The following is a 16222-nucleotide window of genomic DNA, read 5'->3' on the forward strand; positions in this document are numbered from 1 at the left end:
GGAAACCGACCGATGGCTGACGCGTCACCGACCCTCAAGGCCAGCGGTTCACCCCACGTGCACGTGCGGCCGCCGCGAGCGGTGCGGCTCGGCACGGCGCAGCACCTCGCGGGTGACCGGCGCGACCTCGCCCTGACCGAAGAAGAGGAACCGGAGGAACTGGACGACGGGGTTGCCCTCGGTCCACTCGAAGTACAGGTGCGGGGTGGAGCCGGTGGTGTCGCGGACGTGCAGGGCGAGCGCGGCGAGCGCGTTCGGCACGGCGGCCGACTCGAAGCGCAGCACCCGGCGGGTGCCGGCCACCACCTCGCCGTGCACCCGCAGGCGGCTCTCGAACTCCGACGGGTCGGTGAGGGTGACCTCGACGAAGATGACGTCGCCCTCCTCGCGCAGGTCGTGGTCGCGCACGGTCTGGCGGGCCTTCTCGTCGTACTCGGCGGCGTCGCCGGCGTCGGGCTCGTTGGCGACCAGGCGGATCGAGCGGCGGGCGCAGTCGCGGAGGAACCGCTCGGCGGTGGCGTCGAGCTCGATCTCCGTGATGCGCAGCTCGAAGGCGCGGCGCACGCGGGAGTACGCCGAGACGGCCACGATCGCGAGGATGAAGCAGGCGCCGATCTTGACGCCGTCGGGCCGCTCGACGACGTTGCTCGCCGTCGTGTAGCCGAACACCGCGGCGATCGCGCCGAACCCGATCGTGGCGCGTCGCTGCCCGGCGCGGCGCGCGGCGAGGGTCACCGCGACCGCCGCGGAGGTCATCAGCACCAGCACGCCGGTGGCGTACGCGCCGCCCTGCGCGTCGACGTCGGCCTTGAAGATCCAGGTGACGAGGAAGGCGACGCCGATCAGCACCAGCACGAGCGGACGCACGGCGCGGCTCCAGTCCGGCGCCATGCCGTAGCGGGGCAGGTAGCGCGGGATCAGGTTGAGCATGCCGGCCATCGCCGAGGCGCCGGCGAACCACAGGATCGCGATCGTCGAGACGTCGTAGACGGTGCCGAAGACGTTGCCGAGGTAGTCGTGGGCCAGGAACGCCAGGGCGCGGCCGTTGGCCTCGCCGCCGGGCTGGAACTGCTCGGCGGGGATGAGCAGCGTCGTGACCGTCGAGCTGGTCACCAGGAAGACCGACATGGTGACGGCGGCCGTGGTGAGCAGGCGGCGCGTGTCGCGGATGCGGCCCTCGGGACGCGCGGGGTCGTCGCCGGCGGCGCCGCGCACCTGCGGCATGACCGCGACGCCGGTCTCGAAGCCGCTCATGCCGAGCGCGAGCTTCGGGAAGACGATCAGCGCGATCGCCACGACCATCAGCGGATTGCCGTGCTGGGTGGTGAGCGCGCTCGTCCAGTCGGCGATCACCGACGGGGCGGTGGCCACGTGGTAGAGCCCGACGCCGATGACGATCGCGTTGAGCGCGAGGTAGACGGCGACCAGCACCACCGCGACGCCGATCGCCTCGCCGAAGCCGCGCAGGAACACCGCGCCGAGCGCGGCGAGCAGCACCAGGGTGATGAGCACCTCGTGGCCGTGCCAGGCCTCGGGCACGTGGGGGTTCTCGACCAGGTGCGCGGTGGCGTCGGCGGCCGAGAGGGTCATGGTGATGAGGAAGTCGGTGGCCGCGAAGCCGAGCAGCACCAAGACGAAGAGCTTGCCCTTCCAGAACGACAGCAGCCGCTCCAGCATCGCGATCGAGCCCTCGCCGTGCGGCGACTCCGCGGCCACCCGGCGGTAGACCGGCAGCGCGCCGAGCAGCGTCAGCGCGACGAGCACCAGCGTCGCCAGCGGCGAGACGACGCCGGCCGCGAGCGCCGCGATGCCCGGCTGGTAGCCCAGAGTCGAGAAGTAGTCGACGCCGGTGAGGCACATGACCCGCCACCACGGCTGCCCGGCCTCGGGGCGCTCCTCGTCCTCCGGCGTGCCGTGCGCCGCCGCGCGGCTGCGGTGGTCGCCGAGGTCGGCCAGCAGCCAGCGGGCGATCGGCCCGCGTCGGTCCGGCGTCCGGGGGCGCGCGGACGGGCCCGAGGGCGCCGGGGACGACGGGGAGGGGTCGGTGGCGATGGCCATGGCTCCAGCCTGCCGCGCCGATGCCCCCGATCCGACCCGTTCTCGGCTCCGGGGCGTCAAGAATCCGTAAGGATTCGTCGCCCGGGCCGCGTGGCGGCGTCGACATCCCGTCAACGGTGGTGTCGATCACGTCCCGTGCGCGCTGGACTGGACGGTGTGTCCGCTCTCGACCCGTCGTCCCCCGGTCCCTCGGCCCCGTCCGCCCCGTCCCTCGCTGCGGCCGTCACGGAGGTGCGGGCCGGTCTGGCGGCCGGCGGTCTGGCGGTCGCGACGGCCGGCGCCCTGGCGCTCCACGCGACCCCGACGCTCGGGCTGGCGCTGATCGGCGGCGGCGTCGCGGCCGGCGCGCTGACCCTGACGCCCGGGCTGGCGCTCCTGGTCGGCGTCACCGGCTGGGCCCTGCTCACCGGGTTCCTCGAGCCCCACGCACCGCACGACGCCGGGCGGCTGACGCTCCACGCGGCCGACGCCGCCCGGCTCGTGGCCCTGCTCGGCGTCGCCGCGCTGGCGGCCCGCGCCGGTCGACCCGGTCGACCCGGTCGCGCCGGTCGCGCCGGCAGTCGTCACGCCTCCAGGATGTAGCCCAGCCCCGCCGAGGTGATCAGGTGGCGCGGGTGCGCGGGGTCGTCCTCGATCTTGCGGCGCAGCTGGGCGGCGTAGACCCGCAGGTAGTGCGTCTGGTTCTCGGTGCCGGGCCCCCACACCTTGCGCAGGATCTCCTCGCGCGGCACCAGCCGGCCGACGTTGCGGGCCAGCAGGTCGAGGAAGGCCCACTCGGTGGGCGTCAGCCGCACCTCCTCGCCGCCCTTGAGGATGCGCTTGCGCGCGAAGTCGACGGTGAGGTCGCCGACCTCGAGCGACTCCGTCGGCGGCGCCTGGTGCACGCGACGCACGGCCGCCCGCAGCCGGGCCATCAGCTCGCTCATGCCGAACGGCTTGGTGACGTAGTCGTCGGCGCCGAGGTCGAGCGCCTCCACCTTGTCCTCGCCGTGCTGCCGCGCGGAGAGGACGACGATCGGCACGGTCGTCCAGCCCCGCAGCCCGGCCAGCACCTCGGTGCCGTCCATGTCGGGCAGGCCGAGGTCGAGCACGACCACGTCGGGGTGGGTGTCGGCGGCCGCCGCGAGGCCCGAGCGACCGTCGGCGGCCGTGACGACGTCCCAGCCCGCGGCGCGCAGGTTGATCGCCAGGGCGCGGGCCAGGGCCGGCTCGTCGTCGATCACCAGGACGCGCTGCTTCATGCCTCGGCTCCTTCCGGGAGGGGGTCGCGGACGTCGGCGGACGGGACGGCGGGCCGGACGGGCTGCGCCCGCGGCACGGTGAGCACCATCGTCAGGCCGCCGGCGGGGGTGTCCTCGGCGCTCAGGGTGCCACCCAGGGCCCCGATCAGCCCGCGCGCCACGGCCAGCCCCAGGCCCAGGCCGACGCCGAGCGCCGGGCCCCCGCCGTCGCCGAGCCGCTGGAACGGCTCGAACATCGCCTCGCGCTGCTCCTCGGGGACGCCGGGGCCGCGGTCGACGACGAGGATCTCCACGACGTCGGGCAGCACGTGAGCGAGCACCCGCACCGGCTGGCCGGGCGCGGCGGCGGCGGGGCTGCGGGCGGCCCGGACGGCGTTGGTCAGCAGGTTCGCGACCACCCGCTCGAGCAGCCCCGCGTCGGTGAGCACGAAGGGCACGTCCTCCTCGACCTCCAGGCACACCGAGCCCGGCGGCAGGCCGGCCATCGCCAGCGGCAGCGCCTCGTCGAGGCTGCACGGCTCGAGCCGCGGGCGCACCAGCCCGGCCTCGACCCGGGAGAGGTCGAGCAGGTTGTCGATCAGCCGCTCGAGCTGGTCGCTGGAGGAGGCCACCGCATCGAGCAGGTGGCGTCGGTCGTCGGCGTCGAGCTCGGCGTGGACGAGGCCGTCGACCGAGGCCCGCATCGTGGCCAGCGGCGTGCGCAGGTCGTGCGAGACCGCCCGCAGCAGCGCGGTGGACGTGGCCTCGGCGGACTCCAGCACCGCCGCCCGCTGCTCGCGCTCGCGCAGCCGCCGGTACTCCAGCACCAGGCCGGTCTGCACGCCGAACGCCTCGAGCACGCGGCGGTCGTCGGCCCGCAGGCGGGGGCCGACGAGCACCAGCAGGTGGTCGTCGTCGATCGTGACGCGGCCCTCGCCGTCGGCGGGGTCGGCGGGCGGCTGCTCCCCCGAGGCCGCGACCGTGCGCCAGCCGAGGTCGTCCCGCTCGAGCAGGGCGACGGCCTGCTGGCCGAACATCTCGCGCACCCGCTCGACGATCGCCTCCGCGGTGTCCTGCCCGGTGAGCACCGAGCGCGAGAGCGAGCCGAGGGTGGCGGCCTCGGTGCGCGCCCGCACCGCCTCGGCGGCGCGGCGCGACGCGCGGTCGACGACCGTGGCGACGCCGATCGAGACGGCCAGGAACACCACGAGGGTCAGCAGGTTGCGCGGCTCGGCCACGGTGAAGGTGCCGGTGGGCTCGGTGAACCACCAGTTCAGGCTGAGGAAGCTCACCACCGCGCCGATCACGCCCGGCAGCAGGCCGCCGACCAGCGAGACGAGCACCGAGGTGGCCAGCAGGGCCATCGTGACGAGGTCGAGCTCGTCGGGACCGCTCGGCCAGCGCAGCACCTCGGCCAGCGCCAGCGGCGCGAGCACCGAGAGCACCAGCCCGAGCACCTGCCGACGGCGCGAGAGCGGCGAGCCCCAGGGCCGCGGACGTCCGGCGCTGGGCGCCTGGTCGTGGGTGACGAGGTGGACGTCGATGCTGCCCGCGAGCCGCGCGATGCGGTCGCCGGTGGTGCCGACCAGGGAGCGCCGGAGCCGGCCGTGCCGCGAGGTGCCGACGACGATCATCGTGGCGTTGGCGCCGGCGGCGAAGTCGACCACCGCGTCGGCGGCCTCCTCCCCGACCACGGTGTGGTAGCTGCCGCCGAGCGCCCGCACCAGCTCGACCGTGCGGGCCAGGCCGCGCTCGTCGGCGGTGCGCAGGCCGTCGGCCGAGACGACGTGCAGGGCCAGCAGCTCCGAGCCGGCCGCGCGCTGGGCCAGCCGGGCGCCGCGGCGCAGGAGGGTCTCGCTCTCGGCGCCGCCGGTGACCGCGACGACGATGCGCTCCTTGGTCGGCCACGGGTGCTCGATGCGGTGCCGGCGCCGGTAGTCGCCGAGCGCGTCGTCGACCCGGTCGGCCAGCCACAGCAGCGCCAGCTCGCGCAGCGCGGTGAGGTTGCCGACGCGGAAGTACGACGTCAGCGAGGCGTCGATGTTCTCGGGCCGGTAGATGTTGCCGTGCGCCATCCGCCGCCGCAGCGCCTCGGGCGCCATGTCGACGAGCTGGATCGCGTCGGCCACCCGCACCACCTCGTCGGGCACGGTCTCGCGCTGCCGCACGCCGGTGATGCGCTCGACCTCGTCGTTGAGCGACTCCAGGTGCTGGATGTTGACGGTGGTGACGACGTCGATGCCGGCCGCCAGCAGCTGCGCGACGTCCTCGTGCCGCTTGGCGTGCCGGCTGCCGGGCACGTTCGTGTGCGCGAGCTCGTCGACGAGCACGACGGCCGGGCGGCGGGCGAGCACGGCGTCGACGTCGAGCTCGGTGAGCAGGGTCCCGCGGTGCTCGATCTCGGCGCGCGGCACGACCTCCAGGCCCTGCAGCGCGGCCACCGTGTGCGGCCGGCCGTGGGTCTCGACGAACCCGACGACCACGTCGGTGCCGCGCTCGCGGCGGCGTCGCGCCTCGTCGAGCATCGCGTACGTCTTGCCGACGCCGGGAGCGGCGCCCAGGTACACCGTCAGCCGCCCCCGGCGGCCCACCGGCGTCCGCTCCGCGGCCCCGGCCGCCTGCTCCCCGTCGCTCATGACGCGGTCATCGTCCCCTCTCGGCCTGCAGCACGTCGATGTTGAGCCGCAGGACGTCGACCCGCGGCTCCCCCAGCGTGCCCCACGTGCGTCCGGACGTGTGCCGCTGCACCAGGGCGCGCACCTGCTCCTGGCTCAGCCCGGAGGCCTGCGCGACGCGCGGCACCTGGAGCGCGGCGTAGGCCGGCGAGATCTGCGGGTCCAGCCCCGACGCCGACGCCGTGAGCGCGTCCGGCGGCACCGCGGCGGGGTCGACGCCCTCGCGCTTCGCCACCTCGGCACGACGGTCGCGGATGGCCTGCTCGAGGTCCGGGCTCTCGGGACCCAGGTTGGAGCCGGCCGAGGCGAGCGCGTCGTAGCCGTCCCCGGCCGCGGACGGCCGCGGCAGGAACAGACCCGCGGCGCGGGGACCGGTGACGGCCTGGCCGATCAGGGCCGAGCCGACCGCGTCGTCGGTGCTGTCGGTGTGCGCGCCGGCGGCGGTGAGCAGCGAGCCCTCCGCGTGCCAGGGCAGGGCGAGGTGGGCGACGCCGGTGACGGCCAGCGGGTAGGCCACGCCGAGCAGCAGCGTCGCGGCCACCATCATCTTGAGCCCGGCCACGCTGAAGCGGGCGAGGGCGAGGAGGTCCTTCATGGCGAGTTCCTTCTGGGTGGATCCCGTGCGGCGCCGGCTCAGAGGCCGGGCAGCAGGGAGACGACGAGGTCGAGCAGCTTGATGCCCACGAACGGCGCGATCAGCCCGCCGACGCCGTAGACGAGCAGGTTGCGGCGCAGCAGGTCGGCGGCGGCCGCCGGGCGGTAGCGGACGCCCCGCAGCGCGAGCGGGATGAGCGCGATGATCACCAGCGCGTTGAACACCACCGCCGAGACGATCGCCGAGCCGGGGCTCGAGAGCCGCATGACGTTGAGGACGTCGAGCTGCGGGAACGCGGGCACGAACATCGCGGGCAGGATCGCGAAGTACTTCGCGACGTCGTTGGCCACCGAGAACGTCGTGAGCGCGCCGCGGGTGATGAGCAGCTGCTTGCCGATCTCGACGACCTCGATCAGCTTGGTGGGGTCGGAGTCGAGGTCGACCATGTTGCCGGCCTCCTTGGCCGCCACCGTGCCGGTGTTCATCGCGACGCCGACGTCGGCCTGCGCGAGCGCCGGGGCGTCGTTGGTGCCGTCGCCGCACATCGCGACCATCCGGCCGCCCCGCTGCTCCTGGCGGATCAGCGCGAGCTTGTCCTCCGGCGTGGCCTCGGCGAGCACGTCGTCGACGCCGGCGCGCTCGGCGATCACCCGGGCCGTCACCGCGTTGTCGCCGGTGATCATCACCGTGCGGATGCCCATGGCGCGCAGCTCGGCGAAGCGCTCCGCGATGCCGTCCTTGACGACGTCGGCGAGGTGGATGACGCCGAGCACCCGGGCACGACCCTCGGCCTCCCGCTCGGCGACCACCAGCGGCGTCCCGCCCTGCTCGCTCACCGCGCCGACGACGGCGTCGAGGTCGGAGGGCACCACGCCGCCGTGCTCGCGCACCCACGCCTGGACGGCGCTCGCCGCGCCTTTGCGCAGCTCCAGGCCGGGCGCGTCGAGGCCCGACATGCGGGTCGCGGCCGAGAACTCCACGAGCGCGGCACCCGCGGGCGCGTCGGCGTCCGCGAGGGTCGGCGTCGTGGCCCGCACCAGCTCGACGATGCTGCGGCCCTCGGGGGTCTCGTCGGCCAGCGAGGAGAGCAGCGCCGCCCGCTCCAGGGCCGCCTGCTCGACCCCGCCGACGGCGAGGAGCTCGGTGGCGCGGCGGTTGCCGTAGGTGATCGTGCCGGTCTTGTCGAGCAGCAGGACGTCGACGTCGCCCGCGGCCTCGACCGCGCGTCCCGACATCGCGAGCACGTTGCGGCGCACGAGGCGGTCCATGCCGGCGATGCCGATCGCGGAGAGCAGCGCGCCGATCGTGGTGGGGATCAGGCAGACCAGCAGCGCGACGAGCACGAGCACCGACTGGTGGGCGTCGGAGTAGTCGGCGACGAAGTACAGCGAGGCGACGACGACGCCGAAGATGATCGTCAGCGAGCCGAGCAGCACGTCGAGCGCGATCTCGTTGGGGGTGCGCTGCCGCTGCGAGCCCTCCACCAGCGCGATCATCCGGTCGACGAACGAGGAGCCGGGGTCGCTGGAGATGCGCACCAGGATCCGGTCGGAGAGCACCACGGTGCCGCCGGTGACGGCGCTGCGGTCGCCGCCCGACTCGCGGATCACCGGCGCGGACTCGCCGGTGACGGCCGACTCGTCGACCGACGCGACGCCCTCGATCACCTCGCCGTCGCCGGGGATGCGCTCCCCGGCCTCGACGAGGACGACGTCGCCGGCGCGCAGGCTGGTCGAGGGCACCAGCTCGTGGCTGCCGTCCTTGAGCCGGCGGCGCGCGTCGGTCTCGGCCTGCAGGGCGCGCAGGCTCGCGGCCTGCGCCTTGCCACGGCCCTCGGCGACCGCCTCGGCGTAGGTGCCGAAGAGCACGGTGAGCCACAGCCAGACGGTGACCATGACGCCGAGGGTGCTGGGGTCGCCGACCGAGAGCACGGTGGTCACCACCGCGCCGATCTCGACGACCAGCATCACGGGGGTGCGGACGAGCTCGAGCGGGTTGAGCTTGCGCAGGGCCGCGGGCAGGGCCTCGACGACCTGGCGGCGGCCGAGGCCGAGCGCGGACTGGCGGGTGCCGGCGTGGTCGTCGGGCTCGGGGGACGAGCCGGGGGCCTGGCCGTTGGGGGTGAGCTGGGTGGTGGTCACGAGAGGGCCTCCGCGATCGGGCCGAGGGAGAGCACGGGCACGTAGGTCAGGCCGACGAGCACCAGCGCCACACCCCCCAGCAGCACGGCGAACAGGGGTCGGTGGGTGGGCAGGGTGCCGGGGCCGGCGGGCAGCGTCCGGGCGGCGGCGAACCGGCCGGCCAGGGCGAGCACGAGGACGATCGGCAGGAACCGGCCGAAGAGCATCAGCAGGCCCAGCAGCGTGTTCCAGAACGGCGTGCCGGACGTGAGGCCGCCGAAGGCCGAGCCGTTGTTGTTCGACGCCGAGGTCACCGCGTAGAGGGCCTCGGAGAGCCCGTGTGGGCCGGACTCCTGGAGCCCCGCGAGGCCGTCCTTCGCGGTGATCGCCACCGCGATGCCGGCGAGCACGAGCACCGGCGTGGCGAGCACGTAGCCGGCCACCAGCATCATCTCGCGCTGGCCGATCTTCTTGCCGAGGTACTCAGGGGTGCGGCCGACCATCAGACCGGCGATGAACACCGTCACGACGGCCAGCATCAGCATCCCGTAGAGACCCGATCCGGTGCCGCCCGGCGCGATCTCGCCGAGCATCATGTTGAACATCGCGAGGCCGCCGCCGGCGGCGGTCAGCGAGTCGTGGGTGGCGTTGACGGCGCCCGTCGAGGTGCCGGTGGTGGCGGCCGCGAAGAGCGCGCTGGCGGCCTCGCCGAAGCGCACCTCCTTGCCCTCCATGGCGGCGCCGGCCAGCTGCGGCGCGGTGCCGTGACCGGCCATCTCGGCCCACGTGAGCAGGCCGATGGACGTGCCGAGCAGCGCCGTCATGACGGCGATGACGACCCCGCCCTGGCGCCGGTCGCGGACGATCAGCCCGAACGCCCAGGCCATCGCGAAGGGCAGCACGAGCATGAGGAAGACCGCGAAGAGGTCGCTCAGCGGCGTCGGGTTCTCGAACGGGTGGGCGGAGTTGGCGTTGTAGGGCCCGCCGCCGTTGGTGCCGAGCTGCTTGATCGCCTCCTGGCTGGCGATCGGGCCGCCCGGCAGGCTCTGTGAGCCGCCGTCGAGGGTCGTGATCGTGCGGGCGCCCGCGAGGTTCTGCACCACGCCGAGGGCCACCAGGACGAGGGCTGCGACGAAGGCGCCGGGCAGCAGCACCCGCACGCAGGTGCGGGTGAGGTCGGCCCAGAAGTTGCCGACCCGGCCGCCCGCGCGCTGCCGCGCCAGGCCCCGGGCCAGGGCCGCGGCGACGCAGAGGCCGACCGCGGCCGACACGAAGTTCTGCACCGCCAGGCCGGACGCCTGGAGCAGGTTGCCCGCGGCGGACTCGCCCGAGTACCACTGCCAGTTGGTGTTGGTGACGAAGGAGACCGCGGTGTTCCAGGCGCCGTCGGCCGGGAAGGACGCCATGCCGATCGAGGCCGGCAGGTGCGGCTGGAGGCGCGCGATCGCGTAGACGGCGAAGACCCCGACCATCGAGAAGGCCAGCACCGACAGCGCGTAGACGCGCCAGTGCTGGTCGGCGTCGGGGTCGAGCCGCAGCACGCGGTAGGCGGCCGACTCCACGCGCCAGTGCCGCTCGCTGGTGTAGACGTGGGCGAGCAGGCGGCCGAGGAACGGCACGGCCACGGCCAGCGCGACGACGAGCACCGCGATCTGGCCGAGCGCCGGGAGGGTCTGGCTCATCGTCGACCCCCGTTGCTGGTCGCGGGCACGGCGGCGTCGGCGGGGCGCGCGTCGGCGGCGGAGCCCGGGACGTCGGCGTCATGGTCGGAGTCGGGGTCGGCGAGGCGGCGGTCGATCAGCCCGGCGAGCAGCGCCAGGGATCCGAACGACAGCAGCGTCACGAGCACGTAGAGCAGGTCGGACACACCTGATTGATAGGCCCCTGACGACTCCCGACCTGCCGATCCTGATGCTTCCCTGACGCTCGGGGCGACGATCTTGACGACACCCTGCCCGGCCGGTGAGCCGGGTCACCGGCGCCGGGCGCGGGATCAGATCAGGCCGCGCAGGCTCAGGATCTCGGCCGACTGCACGTCGACGATCTGCTGCGCCAGCGTCCGCGCCTGCGGCCACCGTCCGTCGCGCAGCTCGACGCGGGCGACCTCGACGGCCCCGCCGTGGTGCCGCACCATCGCGGTGGCCCAGGCGGTGGTGAACGCGTCGACGTCGCGGATGCGGGCGAGGGCGCGCAGCTCGGCGGCGGTGAGCAGGCCCGGGGTGCTGCTGACGCCGGGGCCGAAGGGCTCGCCGAGCACCGGGCGCACCCGCGGCCCGGGGACGACGCCGGCGCGCAGGGCCCGGACGGTCGCCGCCGACTCCCCCCACGTGCGCAGCCAGCGCGCGGTGCGCGGCACCACCGGCGCCTGGCCGGCGGCGATCGTCGCCGCGAGCAGGCTGACCCGCGGCTCCACGGCACGGCCGCGGAGCATCTCCACCAGCGCCATGCCCTGAGACTGGTAGACGAGCATCGCGGCCGCGAACTCGACGTCGGCGGCCGTGTAGGACGCCGTGGCCGGAGCGGTCGGCGTCAGCGGGCTCGGCGACGTGGCGGAGGCGGACGGCGCGGGGGATGCGGAGGATCCGGAGCCCGAGCCGGTGACGATCGCCGGCGCCGGGCCGGCGTCCGACCCGGATCCGCAGCCGCCCAGGGCCGCCGTGCCCGCGAGCACGAGGGCGATCGCCGCCGACGCGGTGCGGACGCGGGGCTGCGGCACGGTCGTCTCCTCGGCGCGGGTCGGCGGGCTCGGGCTGGCGGCCCGGCTGGCGGCCGCCGTCGCGTCGGACGCGGCGTCCGACGCGACGACGGCGATCCTCCCACGCGCTCAGGCGCGGTCGGGGCAGCCGGGTCGCCTGGCGGTCAGAGCGCGCCGAGGAGGATGGAGGAGCCGAACGCCAGCGTGCCGGTGCCGACCACGAGCAGCGTGAGCCGCACCGACCGTCGCGAGAAGAGGGTCGCGATGCCGCCGAAGAACAGCGTCAGGGCCAAGAAGACCGTGGCGAGCTCGAACTTGTCGCCGCGCTCGTCGGCGGCCTTGGCCTCCTCGTAGGTCTGCTTGGACGCCTCGCCCTGGGCCTGGCCCTCGGCGTAGTCGGCGTTCTCGTACGGGTTGTCGTCGGCCTCGTCGAACGGCGTGACCGCGTCCTTCGCGTCCACCCACCAGTCGACGGCCTCGACGAGCTCGGGGCGCATGAGCGTCTTGAGGTACTCGGCGAGGTCGGCCTTGTCGTCCTGCGTCGCGGTCGCGTAGGCGACGAAGAGGGCGCGGTCGCCGGCCTCGACCTGGTTGCCCTGGCCGTAGTAGAAGTTGCTGTCGGCCAGCTTCTGGCTCGCCTCGGTGTAGCCCTGCAGCGCCTCGCCGTCGGTGAGCGCGGAGTTGTAGGCGGAGAAGGCGGTCAGCGTGGCGGCGATGCCCAGGAGGATCGCGGCGATCACCTGGAGGAAGTCCGAGGTCGGCTCCTCGGGGGTCTCGATGAAGGTCTCGGTCATGGTGCTTCCTGCTCGGGGACGGGGGTCTGGCCCAGGGCCTGGCCGCGCTCCCGAGATCAGCGCTGCGGCGCCATGGAACCAGACGCCGCCCCCCTCCGGTCGCGCGTCCACGTGAGCGGACCTCTCCCCTGGGGTGGTGGCGCGGCTCGGTGACGACCGTCACGCGTGGTAGACCGGTCGACGGCCCGATCCCGGGCCGTCCCGCCGCGGCCGTCTCGGGTCGTCGCCGCTCTCGGAGATCTCGGAAAGGGGAGCCCCGTGGTCCCGTCGTTCCTCGCCCGCGAGCGCATCGTCGCCCGCCCCGGCCACAGCCGCTGGCTGGTGCCGCCGGCCGCGCTCGCCGTGCACCTGTGCATCGGCCAGGTGTACGCCACCAGCGTCTACAAGACCGCGCTCGTCGACCGCTTCGACACCAGCGGCACGACGATCGGCCTGATCTTCTCGGTGGCCATCGCCATGCTCGGCCTCGCAGCCGGCTTCGGCGGAACCTGGGTCGACCGCAACGGCCCGCGCGCCGCGATGGCGGCCTCGGCGGCGTTCTGGGTCACCGGCTTCCTGGTGGCCGCGCTCGGCATCCACCTGGGCGCGCTGTGGCTGGTCTTCCTGGGCTACGGCGTGATCGGCGGCATCGGCCTGGGCCTGGGCTACATCTCGCCGGTCTCGACCCTGATCAAGTGGTTCCCCGACCGCCCGGGCCTGGCCACCGGCCTGGCGATCATGGGCTTCGGCGGCGGCGCGCTGATCGCGTCCCCGCTCTCGGGCCGCCTGCTGGCCCTCTACGACTCCGGCTTCACGCCCACCGACCCGAAGTCGGTGGCGTCCGGCGACGCCGTCGCGCTGCTCTTCGTGACGCTCGCCGCCGGCTACGCGGTGCTCATGACCTTCGGCGCGCTCACCGTCCGCGTGCCCCCCGAGGGCTGGACGCCGGCCGGCTTCGACGCCACCGCGGTGCGGGCCCAGCCGCTGGTGACCACCGCGAGCGTCTCCGCGCACGACGCGCTGCGCACCCCGCAGTTCTACCTGCTCTGGGTGGTGCTGTTCTGCAACGTGACGGCCGGCATCGGCATCCTCGAGCAGGCCTCGCCGATGATCCAGGACTTCTTCCGCGACAACGGCGCCTCGACGATCACCGCCGCGGCCGCCGGCGGCTTCGTCGGCCTGCTGTCGCTCGCCAACATGGCCGGACGGTTCGTCTGGTCGACGACCAGCGACCTGCTCGGCCGCCAGCGCACCTACGTGCTCTACCTGGGCGCGGGCCTGGCGTGCTACGTGCTGCTCGCCCTGCTCGGCGGCTCGTCCACCGTGCTGTTCGTGCTGCTGGCCGCCGTGATCATCTCGTTCTACGGCGGCGGCTTCGCGACCATCCCCGCCTACCTGCGCGACCTGTTCGGCACCTACCAGGTGGGCGCGATCCACGGCCGGCTGCTGACGGCGTGGTCGGCCGCCGGCATCGCCGGGCCGCTCATCGTCAACCGGTTCCTCGACGCCCAGGGCGAGCCCGGCTCGCTCACGGCGGAGGCCTACCGACCGGCCCTGCTCACCATGGTCGGGCTGCTCGCGGTCGCGAGCGTGGCCAACCTGCTCGTCCGGCCGGTCGCCGCCCGCTTCCACCAGCCGGCCGCCCCCGGCGCGACGTCCAGCGCACCGACCCCCTCGCCCGCCGAGACCGGAAGGACCTCCGCATGAGCCCCACGCTGCGCCTGCGCCTGATCGGCGCCTGGACGCTGGTCGGCGTCCCGATCGCCTACGGCCTGGTCGAGACGGTCCGCAAGGCCTCCGCGCTGTTCGGCTGAGCGCCGCCGGTCACCAGCCCCAGCTGCCCGGGATGCCCTTGAACGGCCCGGAGACCTTCGAGGTGATCCAGCCGCCGTAGAAGCCGCCCGGCTGCGGGGTGACGGTCTCGCCGTCGACGGTGCAGCGGTCCATCTGCGCGGCCATGACGGCCACGGCGTGGGCCAGGTCGACGAACCGCGGCGTCGGCTCGGGGTAGGTCCAGGCGGCGCGTGGCGCGACGACCTCGGCGCCGGGTGCGCCGCCGACGACGTCGAGGTAGGCGGCCTGGCCCTTCCACTCGCAGTGGCTGGACCCGGCGGCCGGACGCAGGACGCCGGCGGCGAACGCCTCGCGCGGCAGGTAGTACGTCGGCGGGTGGCTCGTCTCGAGCACCTTCCACACCTCGTCGGTCGCGGCGACGAGCCGGCCGCCGAGGTGGATCTCGACCCGCTCGCGGGCCAGCACGAGGGCGGGGGGACGCGGGTAGTCCCAGACCGACTCCTGGCCGGGTCCGGGCTTGTCGGGCACGGGATGGCGCATGCCCTCGACGGTAGACGTCGCCCGGTCGGCCACCCGCGGGGATGACGGCGGCATCCGCCCGGCCACTAGCCTTCGGGAGGTGACTCCGCCCGCCACGCGTCCCGCCCCCTGCTGATGGACCTCCAGACCCTCGTCAACCTGGGCCTGGTCGTCCTGTTCGTGCTCGTCGGCGGCGTGTTCGCGGCCACCGAGATCGCGTTGGTCTCGCTCCGCGAGAGCCAGCTGGCCGGGCTGGCCCGCTCGGGCGCCCGCGGCGCGAAGGTCGCCGAGGTCGCCCGCGATCCCAACCGCTTCCTCGCCGCGGTGCAGATCGGCGTCACGGTCGCCGGGTTCTTCTCCGCCGCGTACGGCGGCTCGACGCTGGCGCCCGACCTGGCGCCGTCCCTGACCCGGCTGGGCCTGGGCGACGACGCCGCGCAGACCGTGGCGCTGGTCGCCATGACCCTGCTCATCGCGTACCTGTCGCTCGTGCTCGGCGAGCTCGTGCCGAAGCGGCTGGCGCTGCAGCGCTCGGCGGGCCTCGCGGTCGTCGTCACGCCCGCGCTCGACCGGTTCGCGCGGCTCATGCGCCCGGTGATCTGGCTGCTCTCGCTCTCCACCGACGCGCTCGTCCGCCTCCTCGGCGGCGACCCGGACGCCACCGGCGAGGAGCTCTCGGAGGAGGAGCTGCGCGACCTGGTCACCACCCACGAGGGCCTCGACGACCAGGAGCGGCGCATCCTCGGCGACGTGCTCGGCGCCACCCGCACGACCGTGCGCGAGGTGATGCGCCCGCGCGGCGACGTCGCCTTCCTGGACGCCGACCTCCCGCTCGCCGACGCCGTCGCGCGCGTGCGCGACCTCCCCTACTCCCGCTACCCCGTCACCGGCCGCAGCGTCGACGACGTGGTCGGGTTCCTGCACGTCCGCGATCTCATCGACCTGCCGGCCGGCGGCTCCACGACGGTGCGCGACGTCGTCCGCACCATCCTGCTGGTGCCGAACACCGCGCTCGTGCTGCCCACCGTCACGACGATGCGCGAGGCCGGCACCCACCTGGCGGTGGTGGTCGACGAGTACGGCGGCACCGACGGGATCGTCACCCTCGAGGACCTCGTCGAGGAGCTCGTGGGCGAGATCGCCGACGAGTACGACCCCGACCCGGCCATGGCCCCGGCGCGCCTCGACGAGGTGGACGCCGCCCTCTCGATCGAGGACTTCGCCGAGCTCACCGGCGTCGTCCTGCCCGACGGCGACTACGACACCGCCGCCGGCTACGTGCTGGCGCGGCTGCAGCGCATCCCGACGGTCGGCGACGAGGTGGAGGTGCTGCTCGCCGACGACCTCGACCCCGACGACGGCGAGGACGGCAGCGTGCGCGTCCACCTGCGCGTCATCGCGATGGCCGGGCCGCGCATCCTGCGGCTGCAGGTGCGTCGCTAGCCTGGGCCCATGGCCGTGGTGAAGATCAACGCGATCCGGGTCCCCCCGCAGGCGGGCGTCGAGCTCGAGCGCCGGTTCGCCGAGCGGGCCGACTCGATGAGCGGCACCCCGGGGTTCCTGGGCTTCCAGCTGCTGCGCCCGGTGGCCGGCGAGGAGCGCTACTTCGTCGTCACCCACTGGGCCGACGACGCCGCCTTCGAGGCGTGGCGCGACGGCGACGCCCGCGCCGCGCACGCGCCCGCGGACGCCGACGGCGAGCCCCGTCGTCCCGTCTCCAGCGGCGCCGACCTGCTGGAGTTCGAGGTCGTCCTCGACGTCACGGGCTGATCC

14 protein-coding genes are annotated in these 16222 nt (G+C 74.6%); 4 read left to right on the forward strand and 10 right to left on the reverse strand.

Features of this window, described 5'->3' with window-relative positions; all coding sequences use genetic code 11:
* Positions 1-48 precede the first annotated feature (48 nt).
* Positions 49-2058 carry an amino acid transporter gene (locus K8Z61_RS15020; RefSeq protein ID WP_374227969.1) on the reverse strand — a complete coding sequence of 670 codons (2010 nt, stop codon included), beginning with the start codon at positions 2056-2058 and terminating at the stop codon, positions 49-51.
* 156 nt (positions 2059-2214) lie between these two features.
* Between K8Z61_RS15020 and K8Z61_RS15025 the strand changes: the two genes are divergently transcribed.
* Positions 2215-2640 carry a hypothetical protein gene (locus K8Z61_RS15025; protein WP_224130696.1) on the forward strand — a complete coding sequence of 142 codons (426 nt, stop codon included), beginning with the start codon at positions 2215-2217 and terminating at the stop codon, positions 2638-2640.
* Here K8Z61_RS15025 and K8Z61_RS15030 read toward each other — a convergent pair.
* From K8Z61_RS15030 to K8Z61_RS15065, 8 genes are all read right to left on the reverse strand, one after another.
* Positions 2622-3299, reverse strand: a complete 678-nt coding sequence (locus K8Z61_RS15030; protein ID WP_224130697.1) for a response regulator — start codon at positions 3297-3299, stop codon at positions 2622-2624. The genes K8Z61_RS15025 and K8Z61_RS15030 overlap by 19 nt on opposite strands.
* Positions 3296-5914: a DUF4118 domain-containing protein gene (locus tag K8Z61_RS15035; RefSeq protein WP_224130698.1), complete on the reverse strand. Its 2619-nt coding sequence runs from the start codon at positions 5912-5914 to the stop codon at positions 3296-3298. The genes K8Z61_RS15030 and K8Z61_RS15035 overlap by 4 nt, the downstream gene beginning before the upstream one ends.
* A 7-nt stretch (positions 5915-5921) precedes the next feature.
* The gene (gene kdpC / locus K8Z61_RS15040; RefSeq protein WP_224130699.1) at positions 5922-6548 is read right to left on the reverse strand and encodes a potassium-transporting ATPase subunit KdpC; all 627 of its coding nucleotides are present in this window, start codon (positions 6546-6548) and stop codon (positions 5922-5924) included.
* Between the two features lie 38 nt (positions 6549-6586).
* Positions 6587-8689 carry a potassium-transporting ATPase subunit KdpB gene (gene kdpB, locus K8Z61_RS15045; RefSeq protein WP_224130700.1) on the reverse strand — a complete coding sequence of 701 codons (2103 nt, stop codon included), beginning with the start codon at positions 8687-8689 and terminating at the stop codon, positions 6587-6589.
* Positions 8686-10350, reverse strand: coding sequence for a potassium-transporting ATPase subunit KdpA (gene kdpA / locus K8Z61_RS15050; RefSeq protein WP_224130701.1), 1665 nt, complete (start codon positions 10348-10350; stop codon positions 8686-8688). Before kdpA ends, kdpB begins: the two co-directional genes overlap by 4 nt.
* The gene (locus tag K8Z61_RS15055; RefSeq protein WP_224130702.1) at positions 10347-10535 is read right to left on the reverse strand and encodes a hypothetical protein; all 189 of its coding nucleotides are present in this window, start codon (positions 10533-10535) and stop codon (positions 10347-10349) included. The genes kdpA and K8Z61_RS15055 overlap by 4 nt, the downstream gene beginning before the upstream one ends.
* 126 nt (positions 10536-10661) lie before the next feature.
* A complete protein-coding gene (locus tag K8Z61_RS15060; RefSeq protein WP_224130703.1) occupies positions 10662-11384 on the reverse strand; it encodes a DUF305 domain-containing protein in 723 nt (240 codons plus the stop codon).
* A 143-nt stretch (positions 11385-11527) separates the two neighbouring features.
* Positions 11528-12157 carry a hypothetical protein gene (locus tag K8Z61_RS15065; RefSeq protein WP_224130704.1) on the reverse strand — a complete coding sequence of 210 codons (630 nt, stop codon included), beginning with the start codon at positions 12155-12157 and terminating at the stop codon, positions 11528-11530.
* 258 nt (positions 12158-12415) lie between these two features.
* Here K8Z61_RS15065 and K8Z61_RS15070 point away from each other — a divergent pair, with 258 nt between their 5' ends.
* Positions 12416-13843: an OFA family MFS transporter gene (locus K8Z61_RS15070; protein WP_224130705.1), complete on the forward strand. Its 1428-nt coding sequence runs from the start codon at positions 12416-12418 to the stop codon at positions 13841-13843.
* Between the two features lie 117 nt (positions 13844-13960).
* Here K8Z61_RS15070 and K8Z61_RS15075 read toward each other — a convergent pair whose 3' ends face one another.
* Positions 13961-14470 carry a DUF427 domain-containing protein gene (locus tag K8Z61_RS15075; RefSeq protein ID WP_224130706.1) on the reverse strand — a complete coding sequence of 170 codons (510 nt, stop codon included), beginning with the start codon at positions 14468-14470 and terminating at the stop codon, positions 13961-13963.
* A gap of 114 nt (positions 14471-14584) precedes the next feature.
* Here K8Z61_RS15075 and K8Z61_RS15080 point away from each other — a divergent pair, with 114 nt between their 5' ends.
* Positions 14585-15892: a hemolysin family protein gene (locus K8Z61_RS15080; protein ID WP_224130707.1), complete on the forward strand. Its 1308-nt coding sequence runs from the start codon at positions 14585-14587 to the stop codon at positions 15890-15892.
* A gap of 9 nt (positions 15893-15901) precedes the next feature.
* Complete coding sequence (locus tag K8Z61_RS15085; protein WP_224130708.1) at positions 15902-16219, forward strand: antibiotic biosynthesis monooxygenase; 318 nt, start codon at positions 15902-15904, stop codon at positions 16217-16219.
* Positions 16220-16222 lie beyond the last annotated feature (3 nt).

This window comes from Nocardioides sp. TRM66260-LWL, from assembly GCF_020075545.1.
In the GTDB taxonomy this organism is placed as follows: Bacteria; Actinomycetota; Actinomycetes; order Propionibacteriales; family Nocardioidaceae; genus Nocardioides.

Bases quoted from the DNA above. Each gene is read 5' to 3' on its own strand.
- K8Z61_RS15020 (WP_374227969.1), bottom strand. From the start codon at position 2,058: ATGGCCATCGCCACCGACCCCTCCCCGTCGTCCCCGGCGCCCTCGGGC.
- K8Z61_RS15030 (WP_224130697.1), bottom strand. From the start codon at position 3,299: ATGAAGCAGCGCGTCCTGGTGATCGACGACGAGCCGGCCCTGGCCCGC.
- K8Z61_RS15035 (WP_224130698.1), bottom strand. From the start codon at position 5,914: ATGAGCGACGGGGAGCAGGCGGCCGGGGCCGCGGAGCGGACGCCGGTG.
- kdpC (WP_224130699.1), bottom strand. From the start codon at position 6,548: ATGAAGGACCTCCTCGCCCTCGCCCGCTTCAGCGTGGCCGGGCTCAAG.
- kdpA (WP_224130701.1), bottom strand. From the start codon at position 10,350: ATGAGCCAGACCCTCCCGGCGCTCGGCCAGATCGCGGTGCTCGTCGTC.
- K8Z61_RS15065 (WP_224130704.1), bottom strand. From the start codon at position 12,157: ATGACCGAGACCTTCATCGAGACCCCCGAGGAGCCGACCTCGGACTTC.
- K8Z61_RS15075 (WP_224130706.1), bottom strand. From the start codon at position 14,470: ATGCGCCATCCCGTGCCCGACAAGCCCGGACCCGGCCAGGAGTCGGTC.
- K8Z61_RS15080 (WP_224130707.1), top strand. From the start codon at position 14,585: ATGGACCTCCAGACCCTCGTCAACCTGGGCCTGGTCGTCCTGTTCGTG.
- K8Z61_RS15085 (WP_224130708.1), top strand. From the start codon at position 15,902: ATGGCCGTGGTGAAGATCAACGCGATCCGGGTCCCCCCGCAGGCGGGC.